17 protein-coding genes are annotated in these 18,873 nt (G+C 73.9%); 5 read left to right on the top strand and 12 right to left on the bottom strand.

The window, feature by feature from the left end; genetic code table 11:
* Positions 1 to 193: 193 nt before the first annotated feature.
* Positions 194 to 1,126, top strand: a complete 933-nt coding sequence (locus QA634_RS30460) for a LysR family transcriptional regulator (RefSeq protein ID WP_012335692.1) — start codon at positions 194 to 196, stop codon at positions 1,124 to 1,126.
* A 156-nt stretch (positions 1,127 to 1,282) separates the two neighbouring features.
* On the opposite strand, the gene QA634_RS30455 is transcribed toward QA634_RS30460, so the two are convergent.
* From QA634_RS30455 to dctP, 7 genes are all read right to left on the bottom strand, one after another.
* The gene (locus tag QA634_RS30455; protein ID WP_012335691.1) at positions 1,283 to 1,546 is read right to left on the bottom strand and encodes a hypothetical protein; all 264 of its coding nucleotides are present in this window, start codon (positions 1,544 to 1,546) and stop codon (positions 1,283 to 1,285) included.
* 119 nt (positions 1,547 to 1,665) lie between these two features.
* Entirely contained in the window at positions 1,666 to 1,881 is a 216-nt protein-coding gene (locus tag QA634_RS30450) for a hypothetical protein (RefSeq protein WP_012335690.1), read from the bottom strand.
* A gap of 419 nt (positions 1,882 to 2,300) precedes the next feature.
* The gene (locus tag QA634_RS30445) at positions 2,301 to 3,824 is read right to left on the bottom strand and encodes a malonate--CoA ligase (protein ID WP_012335689.1); all 1,524 of its coding nucleotides are present in this window, start codon (positions 3,822 to 3,824) and stop codon (positions 2,301 to 2,303) included.
* 38 nt (positions 3,825 to 3,862) lie between these two features.
* Positions 3,863 to 5,272 carry a malonyl-CoA decarboxylase gene (locus tag QA634_RS30440; protein ID WP_012335688.1) on the bottom strand — a complete coding sequence of 470 codons (1,410 nt, stop codon included), beginning with the start codon at positions 5,270 to 5,272 and terminating at the stop codon, positions 3,863 to 3,865.
* A gap of 154 nt (positions 5,273 to 5,426) precedes the next feature.
* Positions 5,427 to 6,773, bottom strand: coding sequence for a TRAP transporter large permease (locus QA634_RS30435; protein ID WP_012335687.1), 1,347 nt, complete (start codon positions 6,771 to 6,773; stop codon positions 5,427 to 5,429).
* Entirely contained in the window at positions 6,770 to 7,507 is a 738-nt protein-coding gene (locus tag QA634_RS30430; RefSeq protein WP_012335686.1) for a TRAP transporter small permease, read from the bottom strand. The genes QA634_RS30435 and QA634_RS30430 overlap by 4 nt, the downstream gene beginning before the upstream one ends.
* A complete protein-coding gene (gene dctP / locus QA634_RS30425) occupies positions 7,504 to 8,520 on the bottom strand; it encodes a TRAP transporter substrate-binding protein DctP (RefSeq protein ID WP_012335685.1) in 1,017 nt (338 codons plus the stop codon). The genes QA634_RS30430 and dctP overlap by 4 nt, the downstream gene beginning before the upstream one ends.
* 192 nt (positions 8,521 to 8,712) lie before the next feature.
* Between dctP and QA634_RS30420 the strand changes: the two genes are divergently transcribed.
* Positions 8,713 to 9,468, top strand: a complete 756-nt coding sequence (locus tag QA634_RS30420; protein WP_012335684.1) for a GntR family transcriptional regulator — start codon at positions 8,713 to 8,715, stop codon at positions 9,466 to 9,468.
* Between the two features lie 60 nt (positions 9,469 to 9,528).
* On the opposite strand, the gene QA634_RS30415 is transcribed toward QA634_RS30420, so the two are convergent.
* Positions 9,529 to 9,732, bottom strand: a complete 204-nt coding sequence (locus tag QA634_RS30415; protein WP_018263677.1) for a hypothetical protein — start codon at positions 9,730 to 9,732, stop codon at positions 9,529 to 9,531.
* A 485-nt stretch (positions 9,733 to 10,217) separates the two neighbouring features.
* On the opposite strand from QA634_RS30415, the gene QA634_RS30410 reads away from it, so the two are divergent.
* The gene (locus tag QA634_RS30410) at positions 10,218 to 11,429 is read left to right on the top strand and encodes an MFS transporter (protein ID WP_012335682.1); all 1,212 of its coding nucleotides are present in this window, start codon (positions 10,218 to 10,220) and stop codon (positions 11,427 to 11,429) included.
* A gap of 60 nt (positions 11,430 to 11,489) precedes the next feature.
* On the opposite strand, the gene QA634_RS30405 is transcribed toward QA634_RS30410, so the two are convergent.
* From QA634_RS30405 to QA634_RS30395, 3 genes are all read right to left on the bottom strand, one after another.
* On the bottom strand, positions 11,490 to 12,455 hold the full coding sequence (locus QA634_RS30405; protein WP_012335681.1) for a homoserine kinase: 966 nt from the start codon (positions 12,453 to 12,455) through the stop codon (positions 11,490 to 11,492).
* Between the two features lie 124 nt (positions 12,456 to 12,579).
* Positions 12,580 to 13,581 (bottom strand): 4-hydroxy-3-methylbut-2-enyl diphosphate reductase, encoded by a 1,002-nt coding sequence (gene ispH, locus QA634_RS30400; RefSeq protein WP_012335680.1) that lies wholly within the window; start codon positions 13,579 to 13,581, stop codon positions 12,580 to 12,582.
* A 167-nt stretch (positions 13,582 to 13,748) separates the two neighbouring features.
* The gene (locus tag QA634_RS30395) at positions 13,749 to 14,906 is read right to left on the bottom strand and encodes an MFS transporter (protein WP_012335679.1); all 1,158 of its coding nucleotides are present in this window, start codon (positions 14,904 to 14,906) and stop codon (positions 13,749 to 13,751) included.
* Positions 14,907 to 15,215: 309 nt separating this feature from the next.
* Here QA634_RS30395 and QA634_RS30390 point away from each other — a divergent pair, with 309 nt between their 5' ends.
* Together QA634_RS30390 and QA634_RS30385 are read left to right on the top strand one after the other, a co-directional pair.
* A complete protein-coding gene (locus tag QA634_RS30390; protein ID WP_012335678.1) occupies positions 15,216 to 17,114 on the top strand; it encodes a monovalent cation:proton antiporter-2 (CPA2) family protein in 1,899 nt (632 codons plus the stop codon).
* The gene (locus QA634_RS30385) at positions 17,104 to 18,585 is read left to right on the top strand and encodes an MATE family efflux transporter (RefSeq protein WP_283027020.1); all 1,482 of its coding nucleotides are present in this window, start codon (positions 17,104 to 17,106) and stop codon (positions 18,583 to 18,585) included. Before QA634_RS30390 ends, QA634_RS30385 begins: the two co-directional genes overlap by 11 nt.
* Here the strand turns inward: QA634_RS30385 and QA634_RS30380 are convergent.
* Positions 18,483 to 18,821 (bottom strand): DUF1127 domain-containing protein, encoded by a 339-nt coding sequence (locus QA634_RS30380; protein ID WP_012335676.1) that lies wholly within the window; start codon positions 18,819 to 18,821, stop codon positions 18,483 to 18,485. The two genes, QA634_RS30385 and QA634_RS30380, sit on opposite strands and share 103 nt — an antisense overlap.
* Positions 18,822 to 18,873 lie beyond the last annotated feature (52 nt).

The raw sequence follows: 18,873 nt of genomic DNA, 5'->3' as shown, positions 1-18,873 counted from the left end.
TTCCGGCGGCGCGCCGCCCATTCGTGCCCTCTTTGTTTGGAAATGGTCCGGTTCGCAATGCGAATCTCGTTGACGGAGACTTCGCGATCCGCGAAACCTGGGGACCCATCCGATCCCTGGTATACCAGAGATTTCCCGCGGCGGCCCTTCGTGCGCGGCGCAGGATCGGGCCCTCTCCCGGCGGGACTGCCCGATGCATTTCGACCTCGTCGACCTGAGCCTGTTCCGCCACGTGGTCGAGGCGGGCTCGATCACCCACGGGGCGGCCCGGGCCAACCTCGCGCTCGCCGCGGCGAGCCACCGCATCCGGGCGATGGAGGCCTCCCTCGGGGCCGCGCTGCTGACCCGGGCCCGGCACGGGGTGACGCCGACGCCGGCCGGGCGCACGCTGCTGTCGCATGCCCGGGCGATCCTGGGGAGCGTCGAGCGGCTGCAGGCGGACCTGGCGGCCTTCGCGGGGGGCGCGGCCGGGCAGATCCGCGTCCTGTCGAACACCAACGCGCTCACCGAATTCCTGCCCGAGGTGCTCTCGGCCTACCTGACGCAGCATCCGGGGGTGAGCGTCGAGATCGAGGAGCGGCTCTCGGACGAGATCGTCGGGCTGGTCGCCGAGGGGGCGGCGGATCTCGGCCTGGTGGCGGCGACCGTCGAGACCGGCACGCTGCAGACCTATCCGTTCCGGCGCGACCGCTTCGTGCTGGCGGTGGCGGCCGACCACCCGCTGGCGTCCCGCGTCGCCGTCCCCTTCGCGGAGGTGATCGACCACGACCTCGTCGGGCTCGACCGGGCGAGCGCCCTGACCCGGTTCCTGCTCACCAAGGCGGCGCGGATCGGCCAGCCCCTGCGGCTGCGGGTGCAGCTGCGGGGCTTCGACGCGGTCTGCCGGCTGGTGGAGTGCCGGGTCGGCCTCGGCATCGTGCCGGAGACCACGGCCCGGCGGGCCGCCCGCACCATGGCGATCGCGATCGTGGCGCTGGAGGATCCCTGGGCGACCCGCGACCTCACCATCTGCATGCGCGACCTCGCCGCCCTGCCGCCCTTCGCGCAGGATTTCGTGGCGCATCTGCGCCGCGGCGAGGCGGGGCCGGGCGCGACGGCGTCCCTCGCCCGGGACGGCGCGGCCTAGGGCGGCACCCGATCACGCGGCGATCGGGCGCCGCTCCAGGTCTCTGATCTCGGGGCCTTGTCTTCGACGAACCGGCATCCCCTTCGTCGGACGATGCGCTCGGTCCGGGGCCGTCAGGGCCGCTCGGGGCCCTCCGGCGGAGCGTCGGCGCCGGCATCAGGCGCGGCGAAATCGGGCCGCCTCGGGGGCCGCGTGCGGCCAGCGCGCCGCCAGCGAGGCGGCCAAGCCCGGCAGCGGCGCGTCCGCGCTCAGCGCGTCCGCGACGGCGTCCGCCTCGTCCATGTCGAGCCCGACCTGGAGCACGCCGTCGATCACCGCGGTCTCGCCGGTGCGCACGTCGTAGACCGTCCAGCCGTGGCGGTCGCGGCGGATGTCGTACCGGATCAGGTCTGCCCGGATCAGGTCTGCCTTGGTGTCCATGGATCCGCTCCGTCGCGATCATCGGGAAGCCGGCGGAATAGCTCCGCCGCGCCCCGGCCTAGGTGCTCGCCCGCACATGCCGGCCGGCGCGGGCCGGCGCGTTTCGGGGCCGAGGGCCGTCAGTCAGCCGGGCGGCAGCCCGCCCGGACGTAGCCGCGCGAGATCAGCCGCTCGCGCGCCGCCCGCTGCCGCTCCGCCTCGTCGAGCGCTGCGAGCGCGTCGGCCACCGCCCGCCGCAGGGCCGCGCAGGGATCGCCGCCCGCCTCGCGCAGATAGGCCGCCGTCACCGCGTCGAGGGCCGGATGCGCCTCGCCCTGCCTCGCGCCATCCGCCATCGCCGCCGACTCATCTTGAGAACATAACGTGAACAAAACACGCGGCGGGCAACCGGTCAAGGTTGCGGACGGGCGGCGGGGGCGCGTGTGGATTGCGGGGATGCGGCTGGGGCGTGCGCGTCAGACCACATCCGCTCGACCCCTTCGGGATGGCGGATTGGGGCTTCGCTCAGGCGCCGCGCGGGGGTGTGATCCGGGCGGATGGTCGGCCGCGTGCGCTGCGCCGCGCTTCGGCAGCGCTCCCGTCCCGGAGGCAGCCCGCCGGGCGCTTCCCGACCATTACGGGCGATGCGCGGCCGTCGGGGTCCTGGAGGCCACCCGGCCCCGGAGGGGCATCCGGGCGCGGGGTGCGGGCGCCGGCCGCGGGCGGGGTCGGACGCGCCGGCTCTCCGGCATCGCGGCCCCTCGGGCGGCGGGTCTCAGCCCGCGTAGAGGTCCCGGTTGGCGTCCCGCAGCACGTTCTTCTGCACCTTGCCCATGGTGTTGCGGGGCAACTCGTTCACGAACAGCACGCGCTTGGGCAGCTTGAACTTGGCGAGCCGGGCCTCGAGGGCGCCCAGGATCTCGGCCTCGCCCACCCGCTCGCCCGGCCGGCGCACCACCACGGCCGTCACGCCCTCGCCGAAATCCCGGTGCGGCAGGCCGATCACGGCCGATTCGAGCACGCCCGGCAGCGCGTCGATCTCGGTCTCGACCTCCTTCGGGTAGACGTTGTAGCCGCCCGTGATGATGAGGTCCTTGCCCCGCCCCACGATGTGGACGTAGCCGCGCGCGTCGATCTTGCCGAGGTCGCCGGTGATGAAGAAGCCGTCGGGCTTGAACTCCGCCGCGGTCTTCTCCGGCATGCGCCAGTAGCCCTTGAAGACGTTGGGACCGCGCACCTCGATCATGCCGACCGCCTCGGCCGGGAGCGGCGCCCCGCTCTCCGGATCGACCACCCGCAGCGCCACCCCCGGCAGCGGGAAGCCGACCGTGCCCGCGACCCGCTCCCCGTCATAGGGGTTCGAGGTGCTCATGTTGGTCTCGGTCATGCCGTAGCGCTCGAGGATCGCGTGGCCGGTGCGCTCGCGCCACTCGCGATGGGTCTCGGCCAGGAGCGGCGCCGAGCCGGAGACGAACAGGCGCATGCCCCTGGCCGCCGCCGGCGTCAGGCCCGGCTCCTTGAGGAGGCGGGTGTAGAAGGTCGGCACGCCCATCAGCACGCTCGCCCGGCCCATCAGGGCGAGGATCCGCGGCGGGTCGAGCCGGGGCAGGAAGATCATCGCGGCGCCCGCCATCAGCACCGTGTTGGTGGCCACGAACAGCCCGTGGGTGTGGAAGACCGGCAGCGCGTGGATCAGCACGTCGTCCGCCGTGAAGCGCCACGCCTCGACCAGGGTGAGCGCGTTCGAGGCGAGGTTGTCGTGGGTGAGCATGGCGCCCTTCGAGCGCCCGGTCGTGCCGGAGGTGTAGAGGATCGCCGCGAGGTCGTCGGGGCCCCGCGCCACGTCCGCGAAGCTCTCGGTCTGGCCGCGCGCCTCCGCCGCCATCGTGCCCTCGCCCGCCGCGTCGAGGGTGGCGACCTGCTTGACGCCCGCCGCCTCCGCCACCGGCCGCAGCGTGTCGAGCCGGCCCGGATCGCAGACGAACAGCGCCGGCTCGGCGTCGCCGAGGAAGTAGGCGATCTCGGCCGGGGTGTAGGCGGTGTTGAGGGGCAGGAACACCGCGCCCGCCCGCACGCAGCCGAGATAGAGCGCGATCACCGCCGGGCTCTTCTCCACCTGCACGGCGACCCGGTCGCCCGGCGCCACGCCGAGGCCGACGAGGGCGGCCGCGTAGGCCCCGGACGCCGCCACGAGGTCGGCGTAGCTCCAGCGCAGGCCCTCGGGCGTCTCGAGGAAGAGGCGCGCGGCGGGATCCTGCGGCAGGCGGGCGCGGACGAGGTCGAAGAAGTGGTTGGCCATGGTGGGGATCCGGACAGGGAGCGGCGCGTCGGGTCGCCTCAGGCCTCCGCCAGCGCGACGGCGCGGGCGGGGGGCAGGTTCTGGCGCAATTCGCGGTTGACCGCGATGGAGGCCGAGACCGTGCCGAGGTTGGCGTAGGTCTCGTGGTTCTTCTCGATCGCCGCGAGGTCGTAGAGGTAGTTCACCATCAGCCCGTAGGACTGGGCGAGGCCCTTCTTGGAGACGTCGCCGAGGAAGTTCAGCCGCTCCAGCCGGGCGCCGTTGCCGAGATGGAAGCGGGCGACCGGGTCGACCGGCTTGCCGCGCGGGGTCTTGGCGCGCAGGAAGTAGTAGGCGGCGGCCGGCAGCAGCGCCTTGCGCACCGTCTCCGCGGTCGCCTTGTCGGCGTGCCAGTCGGGCCTGTCGAGGAGGCGCAGGGTCTCGACGTCCTCGCGCGTGAGGCCCTGCGGCGCGTCCGCCCGGCGCTCGCGGTCGAGCCAGTGGCGGAAGCCCGGCACCGGCGACAGCGTCACGAAGGTCTTCAGCGCCGGCATCTCCCGGCAGAGATCCTCCACCACCTGCTTGATCAGGAAATTGCCGAAGGTCACGCCGGCGAGCCCGCGCTGGCAGTTCGAGATCGAGTAGAAGATCGCGGCCGTGGCCTCGCGCGAGGCCATGGGCTGGCGCTCGTCCGAGAGGATCGGGCCGATCGCCGTGGCGATGCTGGTGGTCAGCGCCACCTCGACGAAGATCAGCGGCTCGTCGACCAGGGCCGGGTGGAAGAACGCGAAGCAGCGCCGGTCCGCCGGCTCGATCCGCCGCCGCAGGTCGTCCCAGCCCGAGATCGCGTGCACCGCCTCGTAGCGGATGATCTTCTCCAGGATGTGGGCCGGCGTGGTCCAGTCGATCCGGTGCAGCACCAGGAAGCCGCGGTTGAACCAGGAGGCGAAGAGGTGCTCGAAGTCGGAATCGAGGCTCTCGACCGCGTCCAGCAGGGCGGCGTCGCGGTCCTCGGCGCCGCGCAGGAGGTCGCGGTAGCTGAACAGGTCCTCGCGCATGCGCACCAGCGCGATCGTGCCGTCGCGGGCGAGGTTGAGGCGGCGGATCAATTCCTGCGAGCGCGGCTCGGCCGCCTCGTGCAGCCGCCCGAGGGTCGCCCGCGAGGGGGCCGCCTGGTAGCCCGCGATGGCGCCCGCCACCGCCTCGACGTCGGCGCCGAAATCCACCGCGATCCGGCGCAGGAAGTCGTGGCGCTCGGCCACCGTGAAGGTGGCGTAGCGGTCGAGGATGATGCGGGCGAGGGCGACGCCCGAGGCCTCGCCCCGCCGCGAGATCAGGTCCTCGCAGAGCTTGACGAGGTCGGGGACGCTCGCCCGCGACAGAGCCTCCCCCCGGCCGAAGGGGATGAGCCCGCGGCCTCGCTCCGTGATGCTCTGGAGGAGGTCGCCGAGGAAGGAGATCGCCACCATGTCGCCAGCCCACGCTCCGTGCCGCCTGTCCGCGGCGGGCAAGTCTTCCGCGACGGGCAAGTCTTCCGCGACGGGCAAGTCTCCTGCCGCGCCGCCCGTCCGGGACAGATAGGGTTCCGCCGCGCCGGCGGAGAAGTCTCGGCCCGCCACGGCGTCAGCTCCCGAGCAGCCGGTCCGGCAGCCACAGGGCGATGCCGGGCGCGACGCACAGGATCAGGATCGCCGCCGCCATCAGCAGCACGAAGGGCAGCGTGCCCCAGATGATGTCCGAGAGCGGGATGTCCGGCGCGATGTTCTTGATCACGAAGATGTTGAGGCCGACCGGGGGATGGATCAGGCCCATCTCCATGGTGATGGTCATCACCACCCCGAACCAGACGAGGTCGAAGCCCGCGGCCTTGAGCGGCGGCAGGATGATCGGCGCGGTCATCAGGATGATCGAGACCGGCGGCAGGAAGAAGCCGAGCACCACGACGAGGAGCAGGATCGTCGCCAGCAGCAGCCAGGGCGAGAGCTGCAGCGCCACGATCGCGGCGGCCGCGGCCTGCGAGATATGCAGGTAGCTCATCACGTAGGCGTAGAGCAGCGACATGCCGATGATCAGCATCAGCATGGTCGATTCGCGCAGGGTGGCGGTGAGGATCGGGTCGACGTCCCGCGGTTTCCAGACCCCGTAGATCAGCGCGATCAGCACGAGCGCCAGGATGCCGCCGAGCCCCGCCGTCTCGGAGGGGGTGGCGTAGCCGCCGTAGAGCGCCACCATCACGCCGGTGAGCAGGACCACGAAGGGCATCACCCGCGGCAGCGTCGAGAAGCGCTGCGCCATCGAGTAGCTCTCCTCGGCCAGGATCGCGTGGCCGGGCCCGCCCGCCGCCTGGACCGCCCGCGCGGCGGCGAATTCCCGCCGGAAGCGGAAGACCGCGTAGAGGGCGAAGAGCGCGACCAGGAGGAGGCCCGGACCGATCCCCGCGAGGAAGAGCCGCCCGAGGGATTGCTCGGCCGCCACCGCGTAGAGGATCATGGTGATCGAGGGCGGCAGCAGGATGCCGAGCGTGCCGCCCGCCGCGATGATCCCGGCCGCGAATCCCCCCGAATAGCCGCGCTTGCGCATCTCCGGGATGCCGGCCGAGCCGATCGCCGAGCAGGTGGCCGGGCTCGACCCCGCCATGGCGGCGAAGAGCGCGCAGGCGAAGACGTTGGCGATGCCGAGCCCCCCGGGGATGCGGTGCATCCAGGCGTGCATCGCCGAGTAGAGGTCCTGGCCGGCCTTCGAGCGCCCGATCGCCGCGCCCTTCAGAATGAAGAGCGGGATCGACAGCAGCGTGATCGACGCCATCTCCTCGTAGACGTTCTGCGCCACCGTATCGAGGGAGGCGCCCGGCATGAAGGCCAGCATGAAGACGAGGGCGACCGCCCCGAGCGCGAAGGCGATCGGGATGCCCGACAGCATCGCCCCGAGCGTCGCCCCGGCATAGAGGATTCCGACGACGGCCGTGCTCATTGGGCGGCCCTCCCGGGCCGCGGGGCCCTCCCGGGCTGCGGGGCCACTTCGGGCTGCGGGGCCACTTCGGGCCGCGGGCCCGCCTCGGGCCGCGGGCCCCCCTCGGGCCGCGAGGCCACCTCGGCGAGGTCGGCCCCGAGCCCGACCTTGGGATCGGCGCGGCCGGCCGCGAGGGGGCCCCGCGCGATCCCCTCGGCGAGCTGCAGCAGGAGCTGCAGGGTGAGCAGTGTCATGCCGGAGGCCATCAGCGCGTAGGGGATCCAGAGGGGCGGGCCCCAGGTCGATTGCGAGGTCTGCCCGTCGACCCAGGCCTCATGCAGGAGGGTCCAGCTCTTCCACGAGAAGAAGGCGACGAAGAGCAGGCTGACGAGGTCGGCGAGGACGAGCCGCGCGGCGTTGACGCGGGGGCTCAGCAGGCCGGTCAGCGCCTCGATGGCGACGTGGCCGCGCCGCGCCTGCACGGCGGCCGCCGACAGGAAGGTCGCGCCGACGATCAGGAACACCGCCGTCTCGTCCTGCCACTCGGTCGGGACCTTGAGGAAGTAGCGCACCACGACGCTGTGGGTGAGGACCAGGCAGGCCGCCATCAGGGCGAGCCCCCCGAGGAGCAGGATCAGCCGGTTGACGGCCGCCATGGCGGCCTCGACGGCGCCGAGCGCCCCCGGGGCGCGCGGGATGCCGCGCCCGTCGTGGCCGGCGGCCGCCGCCGAGGCCGCGTCGAAGGCGTGGCTCACGCGACTGCCTCCGCGAGCTTGAGCATCTCGGCGCAGCTCGACGATTTCGCCGCGTAATCCTTCCAGGCGGTGTCGCGGGCGATGTCGCGCCAGCGGCCGAGGGTCGCCTCGTCGAGGGTCGCGATCTTGGCGCCGGCCTTCCCGAAGACCTGCTCGACCCGGTCGTCGTCCGCCATCGCGCCCTGCTGCCCGAAGGACTCCAGCTCGGCCCCGACCTGCATGATCAGGTCCTTCTGGTCCTTCGGCAGGCCGTCGAAGACGATCTTCGACATCATGATCGGCTCCAGCATGAACCAGTAGGAGCGGCCCTTGCCGGAGGTCAGCGCCTTGGCGAGCTCCTCCAGGCGGAAGGAGATCAGGCTGGTCGAGGAGGTGATGACGGCGTCGCAGGCGCCGGTCTGCATCGCCGCGTAGGATTCGTTGGAGGGCAGGCTGAGGGTGGCGGCGCCCGCCGCCTTCATCATCAGGTCCATCTCGCGGGAGCCGCCGCGCACCTTCATGCCCTTGGCGTCGTCCGGCGTCACCAGCGGGCGCTCGCGGCTCGCCACGCCCCCCGATTGCCAGACCCAGGACACCATCACGATGCCCTTGGCCTGCAGGATCTCGGCGAGCTTGCGGCCGACCGGGGCGGCCTTCCAGGCCTTGGCCTGCTCGTAGGAGGTCACCAGCGCCGGCATCAGCCCGATATTGGTCTCCGGCACCTCGCCGCCCGCGTAGGGGAGCGGGTAGAGGCTCATGTCGAGCGCGCCCTTCCGCATCGCGCTGAACTGGGCGTTGGTCTTCATCAGGGACGAGCCCGGATAGACCTGCAGGTCGAGGGCGCCCTTCGAGCGCTCCTTGAGGGCGACCGCGAATTTGCGCGCCATGCGGTCGCGGAAGTCGCCCTCGTCGATCGAGCCGCCCGGGAACTGGTGCGACAGCTTGAGGGTGGTGGCCGCCCGGGCCGTCCGGGCGGACAGGAGCGCGGGCGCCGCCAGACCGGCGGCCACGAGCGAACGACGCGTGAGAGCCATGGCGTGTCTCCTCCGGCCGGGTCGATCCCGGCGCGGCCGGGGCCACGCCCCGGCTCTGTGTGCGGCCACCCCTTATGGACGGGGCGGCTCGTGGTATATTGCACGGAAAGAAGCCCGCTCTTGTATATTTTGTCAACCGGCCTGCATAATCCGCGCGGATCCGGTTCGGGCCGCCCGGGGGGTGACGCCGCCATGAGTCACACGCACAGGAACGGTCCCGCGGACAGGACCGAGGGTCACGCGCCCAAAAATCACCCGCTTGGGAACCACCCGCCCAGGAACAACCCGCCCAGGAACCACGCCCAGCGGCTGAAGCAGACGATCGAGGACGAGATCGTCGACGGCGTGCTGCCGCCCGGGGCGCGGCTCGACGAGGTCCAGCTCGCCGCGCGGTTCGGGGTCTCGCGCACGCCGATCCGGGAAGCGCTGCTGCAGCTCGCCGCGACCGGGCTGATCGAGGTGAAGCCGCGCCGCGGCGCGGTGGTGAGCACGCCCGATCCGGCGCGGCTCCTCGAGATGTTCGAGACGATGGCGGAGCTGGAGGCGTCCTGCGCGCGGCTGGCGGCCCGGCGCCTGACGGCCGAGCACCAGCGGGAGCTCGTCGCGGCCCTTGAGGCCTGCCGGAAGGCGGCCGAGACCGGCGACACCGAGGCCTACTACGCCGAGAACGCGGTCTTCCACGCGGTCATCTACCGGGCCTCGCGCAACGGATTCCTGTGCGAGCAGGCCGTGCAGCTGAGCCGGCGCCTCGCGCCGTTCCGCCGCATCCAGCTGCGCGCCCGCCACCGGCTCGGCCAGTCCTTCGCCGAGCACGCGGGCGCCGTGGAGGCGATCCTGGCGGGCGACGAGGCGCGCGCGGGCGAGTGCATGCGCGCCCACGTCATCGTGCAGGGCGACCGCTTCGCGGACCTGATCCTGAGCCTGCGCCGCGACAGCGCGGCGGCGTGAGCCCCGGCCGGATCGCCCGCGGGCGCGTCCGCCGAAGCGGCGCCCCTCGGCGGATGAGGCTCAGCCGCCGCGGCCGGGCAGCGGCGTCAGCTCGATGCGGTCGGCGCGCTCGCGCCAATCCTCGATGCCGTGCTGGCGGGCGAAGCGCAGGGCGGCGGCCCGCTCGGCCCGCTGCGGGTCGCGCGCGCGGGTGATCTCGACCGTGCCGACCGCGAACGGCACTCCCATGATCTCCTTGGCGAACTGAACACGGTATTGCGACATCGTCCGATCCCTCGCGGATCCAGGTCATGCCGGCGTCGCGCCGGCCCTGCGGAGCTGCCTCACCAAGAGTTCACGCTGTCCTGCCCGGACCCGCCGCCAGTGCAGCGCGGCCGTTCGACCGTGCCGATCCGGGAGCGGTCCCGGCAGGACATCCGGCGCCAAGTATCCCCGGGCCGCGCCGCCAGGCCAAGCGGAATTCGTCGTGCAGAATGTCGCCGGCCTGCGCCGGACCCGGAGATGGGGCCGGCGGGTTGGGGGCGAAAGGGCTCGGGCCCGCCGGGATCGTCGCAGCGGGACCCCGCGGGCCCCGTGAGCGGGTCCCCCCGGGCCCCGTGAGCGGGCCCCCCCGGGTCCCGTGAGGGGCGTGCGGCATGTGCGCAGCGCGGGGCGGCCGCGCGGCGCGGGACCCGTGCGCGGGCGGGCACAGGCCCTACCCTAGGGGGACCATTCGGGGCGAGTCGCCCCTGCCCAGCGAACCGGACCCGATGACGAGCGCCCCGTCTTCCGCCCTGCCGCAGAACGCCGCGCTGCCGGCCCTCACCCCGGCGACGCGCCTCAGCCTGAGCCTGATCGCGGGCGGGGCCGTGGCGAACATCTACTACAACCAGCCGCTCCTCGCCGTGCTGGCGCAGGATCTCGGCGCGGCGGCGTCGAGCCTGGTCCCGACCGCGACGCTCGCCGGCTACGGGCTCGGGATCCTCGGCCTCGTCCCGATGGGGGACCGCTACCCGCGCCGCGGGCTGATCGTCGGCCAGCTCCTGCTGCTCTCGGGCGCGCTGGTGCTGGCGGCCCTGGCCCCGGGGCTCGGCACGCTGGCGGCGGCGAGCTTCCTGATCGGCGTCCTGTCGACGGCGGCCCAGCAGGCGGTGCCCTTCGCGGCCGAACTCGCCCCGGACGCCAGCCGCGGCCGGATGGTCGGCCAGGTGATGACCGGGCTCCTGCTCGGCATCCTGCTCGCCCGGACCCTGAGCGGGCTCGTGGGGGCGTGGTTCGGCTGGCGGGCGATGTTCGGCGCCGCCTGCGGCCTCTCCCTCGCCCTCGCCGCCCTGGCGGCCCTGACCCTGCCGGCGACCCGGGCCGCCACCCGCCTGCCCTACGGCGCGCTGATGGCCTCGGTCCTCGACCTCGCCCGGGGCCAGGCGCCCCTGCGGCGCGCGGCGCTGTCCCAGGCGCTGCTCTTCGCCGCCTTCAACGCCTTCTGGACCAGCCTCGCCCTGTTCGTGGAGGGACCGCCCTTCCGCCTCGATCCGGCCGGGGCCGGGCTGTTCGGGCTGATCGGCGCCGCGGGCGCCCTCTGCGCGCCCTATGCGGGGCGCTTCGCCGACGCGAAGAGCCCGCGGCCGGTGGTGATCGGCGGCGCGCTGCTGACGCTCGCCTCCTTCGCGGTGTTCGGGCTCCTCGGCGGCCGCTCCCTCGCCGCGATGGCCCTCGGCGTGCTCCTCATCGACATCGGCATCAACACGGCGCTGATCGCCAACCAGACCCGGGTCTACGCGCTGGCGGCGGGGGCGCGGGGGCGGATCAACACGGTGTTCTTCACGGCGGTGTTCATCGGCGGCGCCCTCGGCGCCTCGGCGGGCACCCGCGCCTTCGCGGCGGGGGGCTGGCCGCTGCTCTGCCTCGTCGGCGGCGCCTTCGCGGCGGCGGGGGTGGTGGTGCCGCTGCTGGAACCCAGGGCCGGGCCCCGGGGGGCGTGAACCGGTCTCCGGCCCATGGCATCGCCCGCGGGCGGCCGCGGGGAGTTCGGGCGCCCTCCCCTACGGCGTCCAGCCGTATTCCTCCGCCCCCGTCACCCGGCGGTGGAAGGCGAGCTTGCGGTCGTATTCGAGGGGATCCTTCGGCTTCACCAGCGCGCCGGGCGGCACGTTGAGCCAATCCACCAGGCGGGTGAGCATGAAGCGCAGGGCCGCGCCCCGGGCGAGCAGCGGCAGGGACTCGACCTCGCGGGGATCGAGGGGCCGTGCCGCCTGGTAGGCGGCGATCATGGCCTGGCCCTTGGTGCGGTTGAAGGAGCCGTCCAGCTCGAAGCACCACGCGTTGAGGCAGATGGCGAGGTCGTACGCGAAGGCGTCCGTGCAGGCGAAGTAGAAGTCGATCAGCCCCGAGACCGCGTCGCCGATGAAGAAGACGTTGTCGGTGAAGAGGTCGGCGTGGATCACGCCGCCCGGCAGGTCCCGCGGCCAGGCCTCCTCCAGCCGGGCGAGGTCGTCGCGGGTGCGCGCCGCGAGGTTCGGGGCGACCCGGTCGGCCTGCGCCTCGGCCTGGGCGAAGAGCGGGCGCCACGCCGCGACCGAGAGGGCGTTGGGGCGCCGCATCGGGAAATCCACCCCGGCCGCGTGGAGGCCGGCCAGCGCCCGGCCGAGCGCCCGGCAGTGGCGCACCCCGGGCCGGCGCACCGAGACGCCGTCCAGGAAGGACACGATCACGGCGGGCCGCCCGCAGAGCCGCCCGAGCGCCGTGCCGGCCCGGTTGCGGATCGGCTGCGGGCAGGCGAGGCCGCGCGCCGCGAGGTGCTCCATCAGGCCGAGGAAGAAGGGCAGGTCCCCCTCCGCCACCCGCTTCTCGTAGAGGGTCAGGATGTAGGAGCCGACCGTGGTGTGCAGGTAGAAGTTGGTGTTCTCGACCCCCTCGGCGATGCCCTTGTAGGAGAGCAGGCCGCCGATGTCGTAATCGGCCAGGAAGGCGGCGAGCGCCTCGTCGGGAACCTCGGTGTAGACCGCCACGGTCCGTATCCGTCTCGAAGGAAGGAGGCGGCCGGACGGCGTCGCCCCGGCGCGCGAGGGGCGCCGCCCCGGTGATGGGGCGGCGCCCCGCGCTTGTCAAAGACCGCCCGGCGGGGCGGTCAGGTCACTCGGCGGCCTCGCTGCGCAATTCCCGCGGCAGCGGGAAGACCATGTCCTCGGTGGTGGTCGAGACCGTGTCGACCGTGACCGCGTAGCGGGTCGCGAAGGCGTCGATGATCTCCTCGACCAGCACCTCGGGGGCCGAGGCGCCGGCGGTGAGGCCGAGCCGGCGGATATTGGCGAAGGCGTCCCAGTCGATCTCCTCGGCGCGGTTGAGGAGCCGGGTGATCGGGCAGCCCGCCCGCTCGGCCACCTCGCGCAGGCGCTGCGAGTTCGAGGAGTTCGACGAGCCGACCACGATCAGCGCGTCCACGAGGGGCGCCACCTGCTTGACCGCCTCCTGGCGGTTGGTGGTGGCGTAGCAGATGTCGTCCTTGTGCGGGCCGACGATCGCCGGGAACTTGCGCTTGAGCGCCTCGACGATGTGGTGGGTGTCGTCGACCGAGAGGGTGGTCTGCGTCACCCAGGCGAGGTTGTCGCGGTTGGCGGGCTCCAGCGCCTCGATCTGCTCGACGTCCTCCACCAGGGTGATCGAGCCCGCCGGCAGCTGGCCCATCGTGCCGACCACCTCGGGATGGCCCGAATGGCCGACGAGGAGCACGTGGCGCCCGCGCTTGTGGTGGATCTCCGCCTCGCGGTGGACCTTGGTGACGAGGGGGCAGGTCGCGTCGATGGTGGTGAGGCCGCGGCTCTCGGCGGTCTGCGGCACGGTCTTGGCGACGCCGTGGGCCGAGAAGATCACCGGGGCGTTGCCGTCCGGAACCTCGTCGAGTTCGGAGACGAAGACGGCGCCTTTGCGCTTCAGGCTCTCGACCACGTACTTGTTGTGGACGATCTCGTGCCGGACGTAGACCGGCGGCCCATAGATCGCGAGCGCCCGCTCGACCACGTCGATGGCGCGCACCACGCCCGCGCAGAAGCCGCGGGGCGCGCAGAGCATGATCTCGAGCGGGGGTTTCTCGGGCGCGGCGGCGCCGGGGGCGGAGGAGTTCGCGGGAGCGGTCATGATACCCGGGATGTGGCGAAGGGGGGCTTGGCCTGTCAACCTCTCATCGCATCGAATCACGGCGATCCCTAGACGCAACCGCCGGATCGCCCGCGCGCCGGGTGAGACGGCGCACCTGCGCGGCGCGGGCGCGCCCCGCGCGGCGCGGCGGCTTCGGCGGGCGGCGGTCAGCGGGCCGGCCGCAGCCGGGCGAGGCGCGCGAGCAGGGCGCAGGCCGCGAGCGAGCAGCCCATCGCGGTGGCGAGCGCGGGGGCCGGCCCGAACCGGGTCAGCAGGGCACCGAGGAGCGGCGGCGCCGCCGCGGCCGCGAGGTTGAGCGGCAGCGCGATCCGCGCCAGCGCCGCGCCGTAGGCGGCCCCGTCGTAGAAGACGAGGGGCATCGTCGCCCGGGCGATCGCGAAGGCGCCGCTGCCCAGCCCGAACAGGACCGCGAAGACCAGGGCCGCCGCGCTGCCGCCGCCGCCGAGGAGCAGCGCCGCGAGGCCGAGCGGCATCGCCCCGGTGGCGACGATCCCGGTGGTCAGGCCGTCCCAACGCGCGCCGCCGGCCATGTCGATCATCCGCCCGGCGACCTTGAGCAGGCCCATGGCGGAGCCGGCGGCGACGGCCTCGGCGGTGCCGAAGCCGTAGGCGGTGAGGAGCGCGATGGTGACCGCTTCGAGCCCGAAGGAGACGAAGCCGCTGAGCCCGATCGCCGCCGCCATCAGCCGGAAGGGGGAATCGGCGGCGGAGGGCGCGGGCGCCGCCGCGGTGGCCGAGACCGGGCCCCGCGCGGGCGGCAGCCAGGCGAGCAGCGGCAGCACGAGGGCGAGCTGGAGCCCGGCATAGAGCCGCACCGCCCCGCGCCAGCCGATCGCGGCGTCGAGCCAGGCGGTGAGCGGCCAGAAGATCCCGGTGGCGAGGCCCGTCACCAGCATCACGAGGCCGATCGCGCTGCGGGCGCGGGGCCCGGCGAGTTCGGTCAGGTAGGCGTTGGCGCTGGTCGAGAGCATCGCCGCGCCGAAGAGGCCGAGCACCGCCCAGGCGAGCAGGTAGCTCGCGAGGCCGGCGGCGGCCGAGAGCAGCAGCAGGCCGGCGGCGCCGAGGAGGGACCCGGCCATCATCACGGACCGCGCCCCGATGCGCGCGTAGGCTCGGCCGAGGAGCGGCGAGGCGAGCCCCGACACCACCATCACGAGCGAGGATCCGGCCAGAACGGTGGGCAGGTCGAGGCCGAGGGAGGCCCCCATCCGGGCGCCGATCACCGGGGGCAGGAGGATGCTGCCCCACCCGATCACCTGCGTGGCGGCCAGGATGGCGAGGGGGCGGCCGAGGCGGACCTGCATGGGGAACCGGGGATGGGCGGGCGGGAGCGCCGCAGCATGGCCGCTTCACGGATCTGCCGCAACGGCGGGGCGGCGCGGGCGCCCTCTCGCGCCGGCCCCTCGGGGCTTCGGCTTCGGCGAGGGGCGCCGGCGGGGGCGCCGGCGAACGTCGGAGCGACGCGTCGCGCCGCGCGACGCTCCGGGCGCGCCGCGATGGCGCGCCCGCCGACCGAGGCTCGCTCCGGCCTCCCGCCCCGCCCCCTCCCGCCTCGCTTTGCGCCACATCCCCGGGTTAAGGAGTGCGCTCCCCTCACCCACCGGGAGCCCCGCATGGCGAGTGCCGCCGACCACGCCAGCTTCCTGCCGCCGGTCCTCACCTTCCTGTCGGCCGCCGTGGTCGGCGTGCCGATCGTGCGCCTGCTCGGCCAGAGCGCGGTTCTGGGCTACCTCCTGGCCGGGGTGGTGATCGGGCCCTCCGGGTTCTCGCTGATCCCGGAGGCCGAGACGGCGCGCAGCGTCTCGGAGCTCGGGGTGGTGCTGCTGCTGTTCATCGTCGGGCTCGAACTGGAGCTCTCGCGGCTGATCTCGATGCGCCGCGACATCCTGGGCCTCGGCACGCTCCAGCTCGTCGCCTGCGCGGCGGCGCTCGGGGGACTCGGCATCCTGGGCGGCCTCACCCCGGCCGCCGCCGGGGTGGTCGGCACGGCGCTCGCCCTCTCGGCGACGGCGGTCGCCCTGCAATTGCTGGAGGAACGGCGCGACCTCGCCGCCCCCTACGGCCAGCGCGCCTTCGCGGTGCTGCTGTTCCAGGACCTCTCGGTGGTGGCGATCCTGGCCCTGTTGCCGCTGCTCGCCTCGACCGGCACGGCGGCGAGCGGCAACCCGCTCGGCGAGGCGCTGCGCGCGGCGGGCTCGGCGGTGGCGGCGATCCTGGCGGCGGTGCTGGTCGGACGCTACGGCCTCAACCGGTTCTTCCGGCTGCTGGCCGCCAGCGGCGCCCGCGAGGTGATGACCGCCGCCGCCCTCTTGGTCGTGCTCGGGACCGCGCTGCTGATGGAGCATGTCGGCCTCTCGATGGCGATGGGCGCCTTCCTGGCCGGGCTGCTGCTCGCCGAATCGAACTTCCGCCACCAGCTCGAGGCCGATATCGAGCCGTTCCGCGGCATGCTGCTCGGCCTCTTCTTCATGAGCGTCGGCATGTCGATCGACGTGGCGCTGGTGCGGGAGCACTGGCTCGGGCTCTCGGCCGCCACGGTCTCGGCGATCCTGCTCAAGACCGCGGTCGTGGCGGCCCTGTTCCGCCTGTTCGGCTCGCCCTGGCTCGACGCCCTGCGGGGCGCCGCCGTGCTCGCGCCGGCGGGGGAATTCGCCTTCGTGCTCCTGCCGATGGCGGGCGAGCTCGGGATCGTGGACGGGGCGGCGGGGCGGCTCGCCATCGCGCTCGCGGCGCTCACCATGCTGGTGGGGCCGCTCGCCGCCAAGGGGCTCGACGGGCTGCTCGCGCGGCGGCGCACCGGCGCCCTCGAACCGGCCTACGACCAGATCGAGAGCACCGACGCCCGCGTCCTCGTGGTCGGCTTCGGCCGCTTCGGCCAGATCCTCAACCAGGTGCTGCTGGCGCAGGGGATCAGCGTCACGGTGATCGACAAGGACGTGGAGCAGATCCGCAGCGCCGCCCGCTTCGGCTTCCGGGTCTATTACGGCGACGGCACCCGCCTCGACGTGCTGCGGGCGGCCGGGGCCGGGCGCGCCGAGGTGATCTGCATCTGCATCGACGAGGCCGAGGAGACCCTCAAGATCATCGACCTTGTCCACGCGGAATTCCCCGCCGCCCGCACCTACGTGCGGGTCTTCGACCGGGTCCAGGCGATCGAGGCGATGAACCGGGACGTCGACTTCCTGATCCGCGAGACGGTCGAGTCGGCGCTGGCCTTCGGGCGGGCCACCCTGGAGGCGCTCGGCGTGCCGGCCCAGGAGGCGGCCGGCATCGCCGACGACGTGCGCAAGCGCGACGTCGCCCGGCTCGTCCTGCAGCAGGCCGGCGAGCCCCTCGACCGCACCGACCCGGTGCGCGGCCTCGTGCGCATCAAGCCCGAGCCCCTGACCGCGCCCCAGCGCGCCTCCCGGGCGCTGACCCAGGAGACGCGGGACATCCTCGCCAAGGAGCGGCCGGCGCCGCCCGAGCCCGCCCCCGAGGCCAGCCCGGAGCCGGTCTCCGATGAGGCCTGACCGCGCCCGGACGGGCGAGGCCGCCTTCGTCACCGGCTCGACGCTGCGCCACGTGGTGGTGATGGGGGCGGCGGGCTCGGCCGGGCTGATGGCGGTCTTCGCCGTCGACCTCCTGTCGCTGCTCTACGTGTCCTGGCTCGGCGACCCGTCGCTCACCGCGGCGGTGGGCTTCGCCTCCATCCTCCAGGTCTTCGGCGTCTCCATCAACATCGGCATGATGATCGCGGTCGGCGCCCTGGTGGCGCGGGCCCTCGGGGCCGGCGACCGGGAGCGCGCGCGGCGCCTCGCCGCCTCCGCCATGGCGCTCACGGTCCTGGCCTCCCTCCTCGTCCTCGCGCTCCTCGTGCTCTTCCTCGACCCGCTCCTGCGCCTCGTCGGGGCGGGGCCGGAGGTGGTGCCGGCGGCGCGGCGCTTCCTGCTGATCTCGCTGCCGGCCCTGCCCCTGATGGCGCTCGGCATGGGCTTGTCCGGCGTGCTGCGCGCCGTGGCCGATGCCCGCCGGTCCAGCGCCGTGACGGTCGGCGGGGCCGTGGTCATGGCCGTCCTCGACCCGCTGCTGATCTTCGGCCTCGGGCTCGGGCTCGACGGGGCGGCGCTCAGCGTGGTGGCGGTGCGCCTCGCCTTCGCGGCGATCGGCTGGCAGGGCGCCGTGGCGGTGCACCGCATGGTGGCCCTGCCGCGGGCCGAGGCGGTCCTGGCCGACGCCCCCGAGGTGCTGCGCATCGCCCTGCCGGCGGTGCTGACCAACCTCGCCCCGCCCGTGGCGAGCGCCTTCCTGGCCCAGGTGATCGCGGGGTTCGGGACGCAGGCCGTGGCGGCCGGCGCCGTGATCGACCGGCTGATCCCGGTCGCCTTCGGGGGGCTGTTCGCGCTCTCGGGGGCGATCGGGCCGATCCTCGGCCAGAACTGGGGCGCGGGCCGCTTCGACCGGATGCGGCGCATCCTGCGGGACGCCGTCCTGGTCACCGCCCTCTACCTCGCGGCGGTCTGGCTGGCGCTGGCGCTCGGGCGCGGGGCGATCCCCCGCGCCTTCGCCCTCGACGGCGAGGCGGCGCGCCTCGTCGCCTTCTTCTGCCTCGTCGGCAGCGGGATCTGGTTCTTCAACGGGCTGCTGTTCCTGGCCAACGCCGCCTTCAACAATCTCGGCTTCCCGCTCCTCTCCACCGCCTTCAACTGGGGCCGGGCGACGCTCGGCACCATGCCCTTCGCGGTGCTGGGCGCCCGGCTCGGCGGGCCGGAGGGCGCCCTGCTCGGGGTCGGGGCGGGCTCGGTCGCCTTCGGGGCGCTGGCGCTCCTCGCCGCGTTCCGGGTCGTGGGCGTGCTGGAGCGCCGGCCGCGCAGCGGACCGGCCCCCTTCCCGGCGCGGCCTCAGGCGGCGAGCCCCCGCCCCACCCGGCTCCCGTCGCGGGCCACCAGGGTCACGCGCACCGCTGAAGGGCCCACAGGCGAAGCGCCCAGGATCTTGGAGTGACGTCGGTCCGCCAAGTGCAGGGTCGGGTCGTCCCGCCACGACAGGTCGAGGGCGCCCACGACCTCGGCGCGGGTCAGCCCGAGATCCCTGAGCATGCGGTCGTCGAGCGCGGCGAGGCGATGGGCGGCGCGCCGGTGGGCGAGGAGGCGGATCACCGTCGCCACGCCCTTGTGGGCCACGCGACCGGCCCGCAGGACCAGCGAGAGAACACCGAGGGGAGCGAAACCGACCGTCATCCTGACCTCCGGCGGCGGCCATTCCGGGGCGCGCCGCAGCCCCCTCATACGC

It is taken from the genome of Methylobacterium sp. CB376 (assembly GCF_029714205.1).
In the GTDB taxonomy this organism is placed as follows: Bacteria; Pseudomonadota; Alphaproteobacteria; order Rhizobiales; family Beijerinckiaceae; genus Methylobacterium.
This window is presented reverse-complemented; position numbering and strand designations above follow the sequence as displayed.

Excerpts from the sequence above, each read along its gene's own strand:
- QA634_RS30460 (WP_012335692.1), top strand. The coding sequence starts at position 194 with ATGCATTTCGACCTCGTCGACCTGAGCCTGTTCCGCCACGTGGTCGAG.
- QA634_RS30455 (WP_012335691.1), bottom strand. The coding sequence starts at position 1,546 with ATGGACACCAAGGCAGACCTGATCCGGGCAGACCTGATCCGGTACGAC.
- QA634_RS30450 (WP_012335690.1), bottom strand. The coding sequence starts at position 1,881 with ATGGCGGATGGCGCGAGGCAGGGCGAGGCGCATCCGGCCCTCGACGCG.
- QA634_RS30445 (WP_012335689.1), bottom strand. The coding sequence starts at position 3,824 with ATGGCCAACCACTTCTTCGACCTCGTCCGCGCCCGCCTGCCGCAGGAT.
- QA634_RS30440 (WP_012335688.1), bottom strand. The coding sequence starts at position 5,272 with ATGGTGGCGATCTCCTTCCTCGGCGACCTCCTCCAGAGCATCACGGAG.
- QA634_RS30435 (WP_012335687.1), bottom strand. The coding sequence starts at position 6,773 with ATGAGCACGGCCGTCGTCGGAATCCTCTATGCCGGGGCGACGCTCGGG.
- dctP (WP_012335685.1), bottom strand. The coding sequence starts at position 8,520 with ATGGCTCTCACGCGTCGTTCGCTCGTGGCCGCCGGTCTGGCGGCGCCC.
- QA634_RS30420 (WP_012335684.1), top strand. The coding sequence starts at position 8,713 with ATGAGTCACACGCACAGGAACGGTCCCGCGGACAGGACCGAGGGTCAC.
- QA634_RS30415 (WP_018263677.1), bottom strand. The coding sequence starts at position 9,732 with ATGTCGCAATACCGTGTTCAGTTCGCCAAGGAGATCATGGGAGTGCCG.
- QA634_RS30410 (WP_012335682.1), top strand. The coding sequence starts at position 10,218 with ATGACGAGCGCCCCGTCTTCCGCCCTGCCGCAGAACGCCGCGCTGCCG.
- ispH (WP_012335680.1), bottom strand. The coding sequence starts at position 13,581 with ATGACCGCTCCCGCGAACTCCTCCGCCCCCGGCGCCGCCGCGCCCGAG.
- QA634_RS30395 (WP_012335679.1), bottom strand. The coding sequence starts at position 14,906 with ATGCAGGTCCGCCTCGGCCGCCCCCTCGCCATCCTGGCCGCCACGCAG.
- QA634_RS30390 (WP_012335678.1), top strand. The coding sequence starts at position 15,216 with ATGGCGAGTGCCGCCGACCACGCCAGCTTCCTGCCGCCGGTCCTCACC.
- QA634_RS30385 (WP_283027020.1), top strand. The coding sequence starts at position 17,104 with ATGAGGCCTGACCGCGCCCGGACGGGCGAGGCCGCCTTCGTCACCGGC.
- QA634_RS30380 (WP_012335676.1), bottom strand. The coding sequence starts at position 18,821 with ATGACGGTCGGTTTCGCTCCCCTCGGTGTTCTCTCGCTGGTCCTGCGG.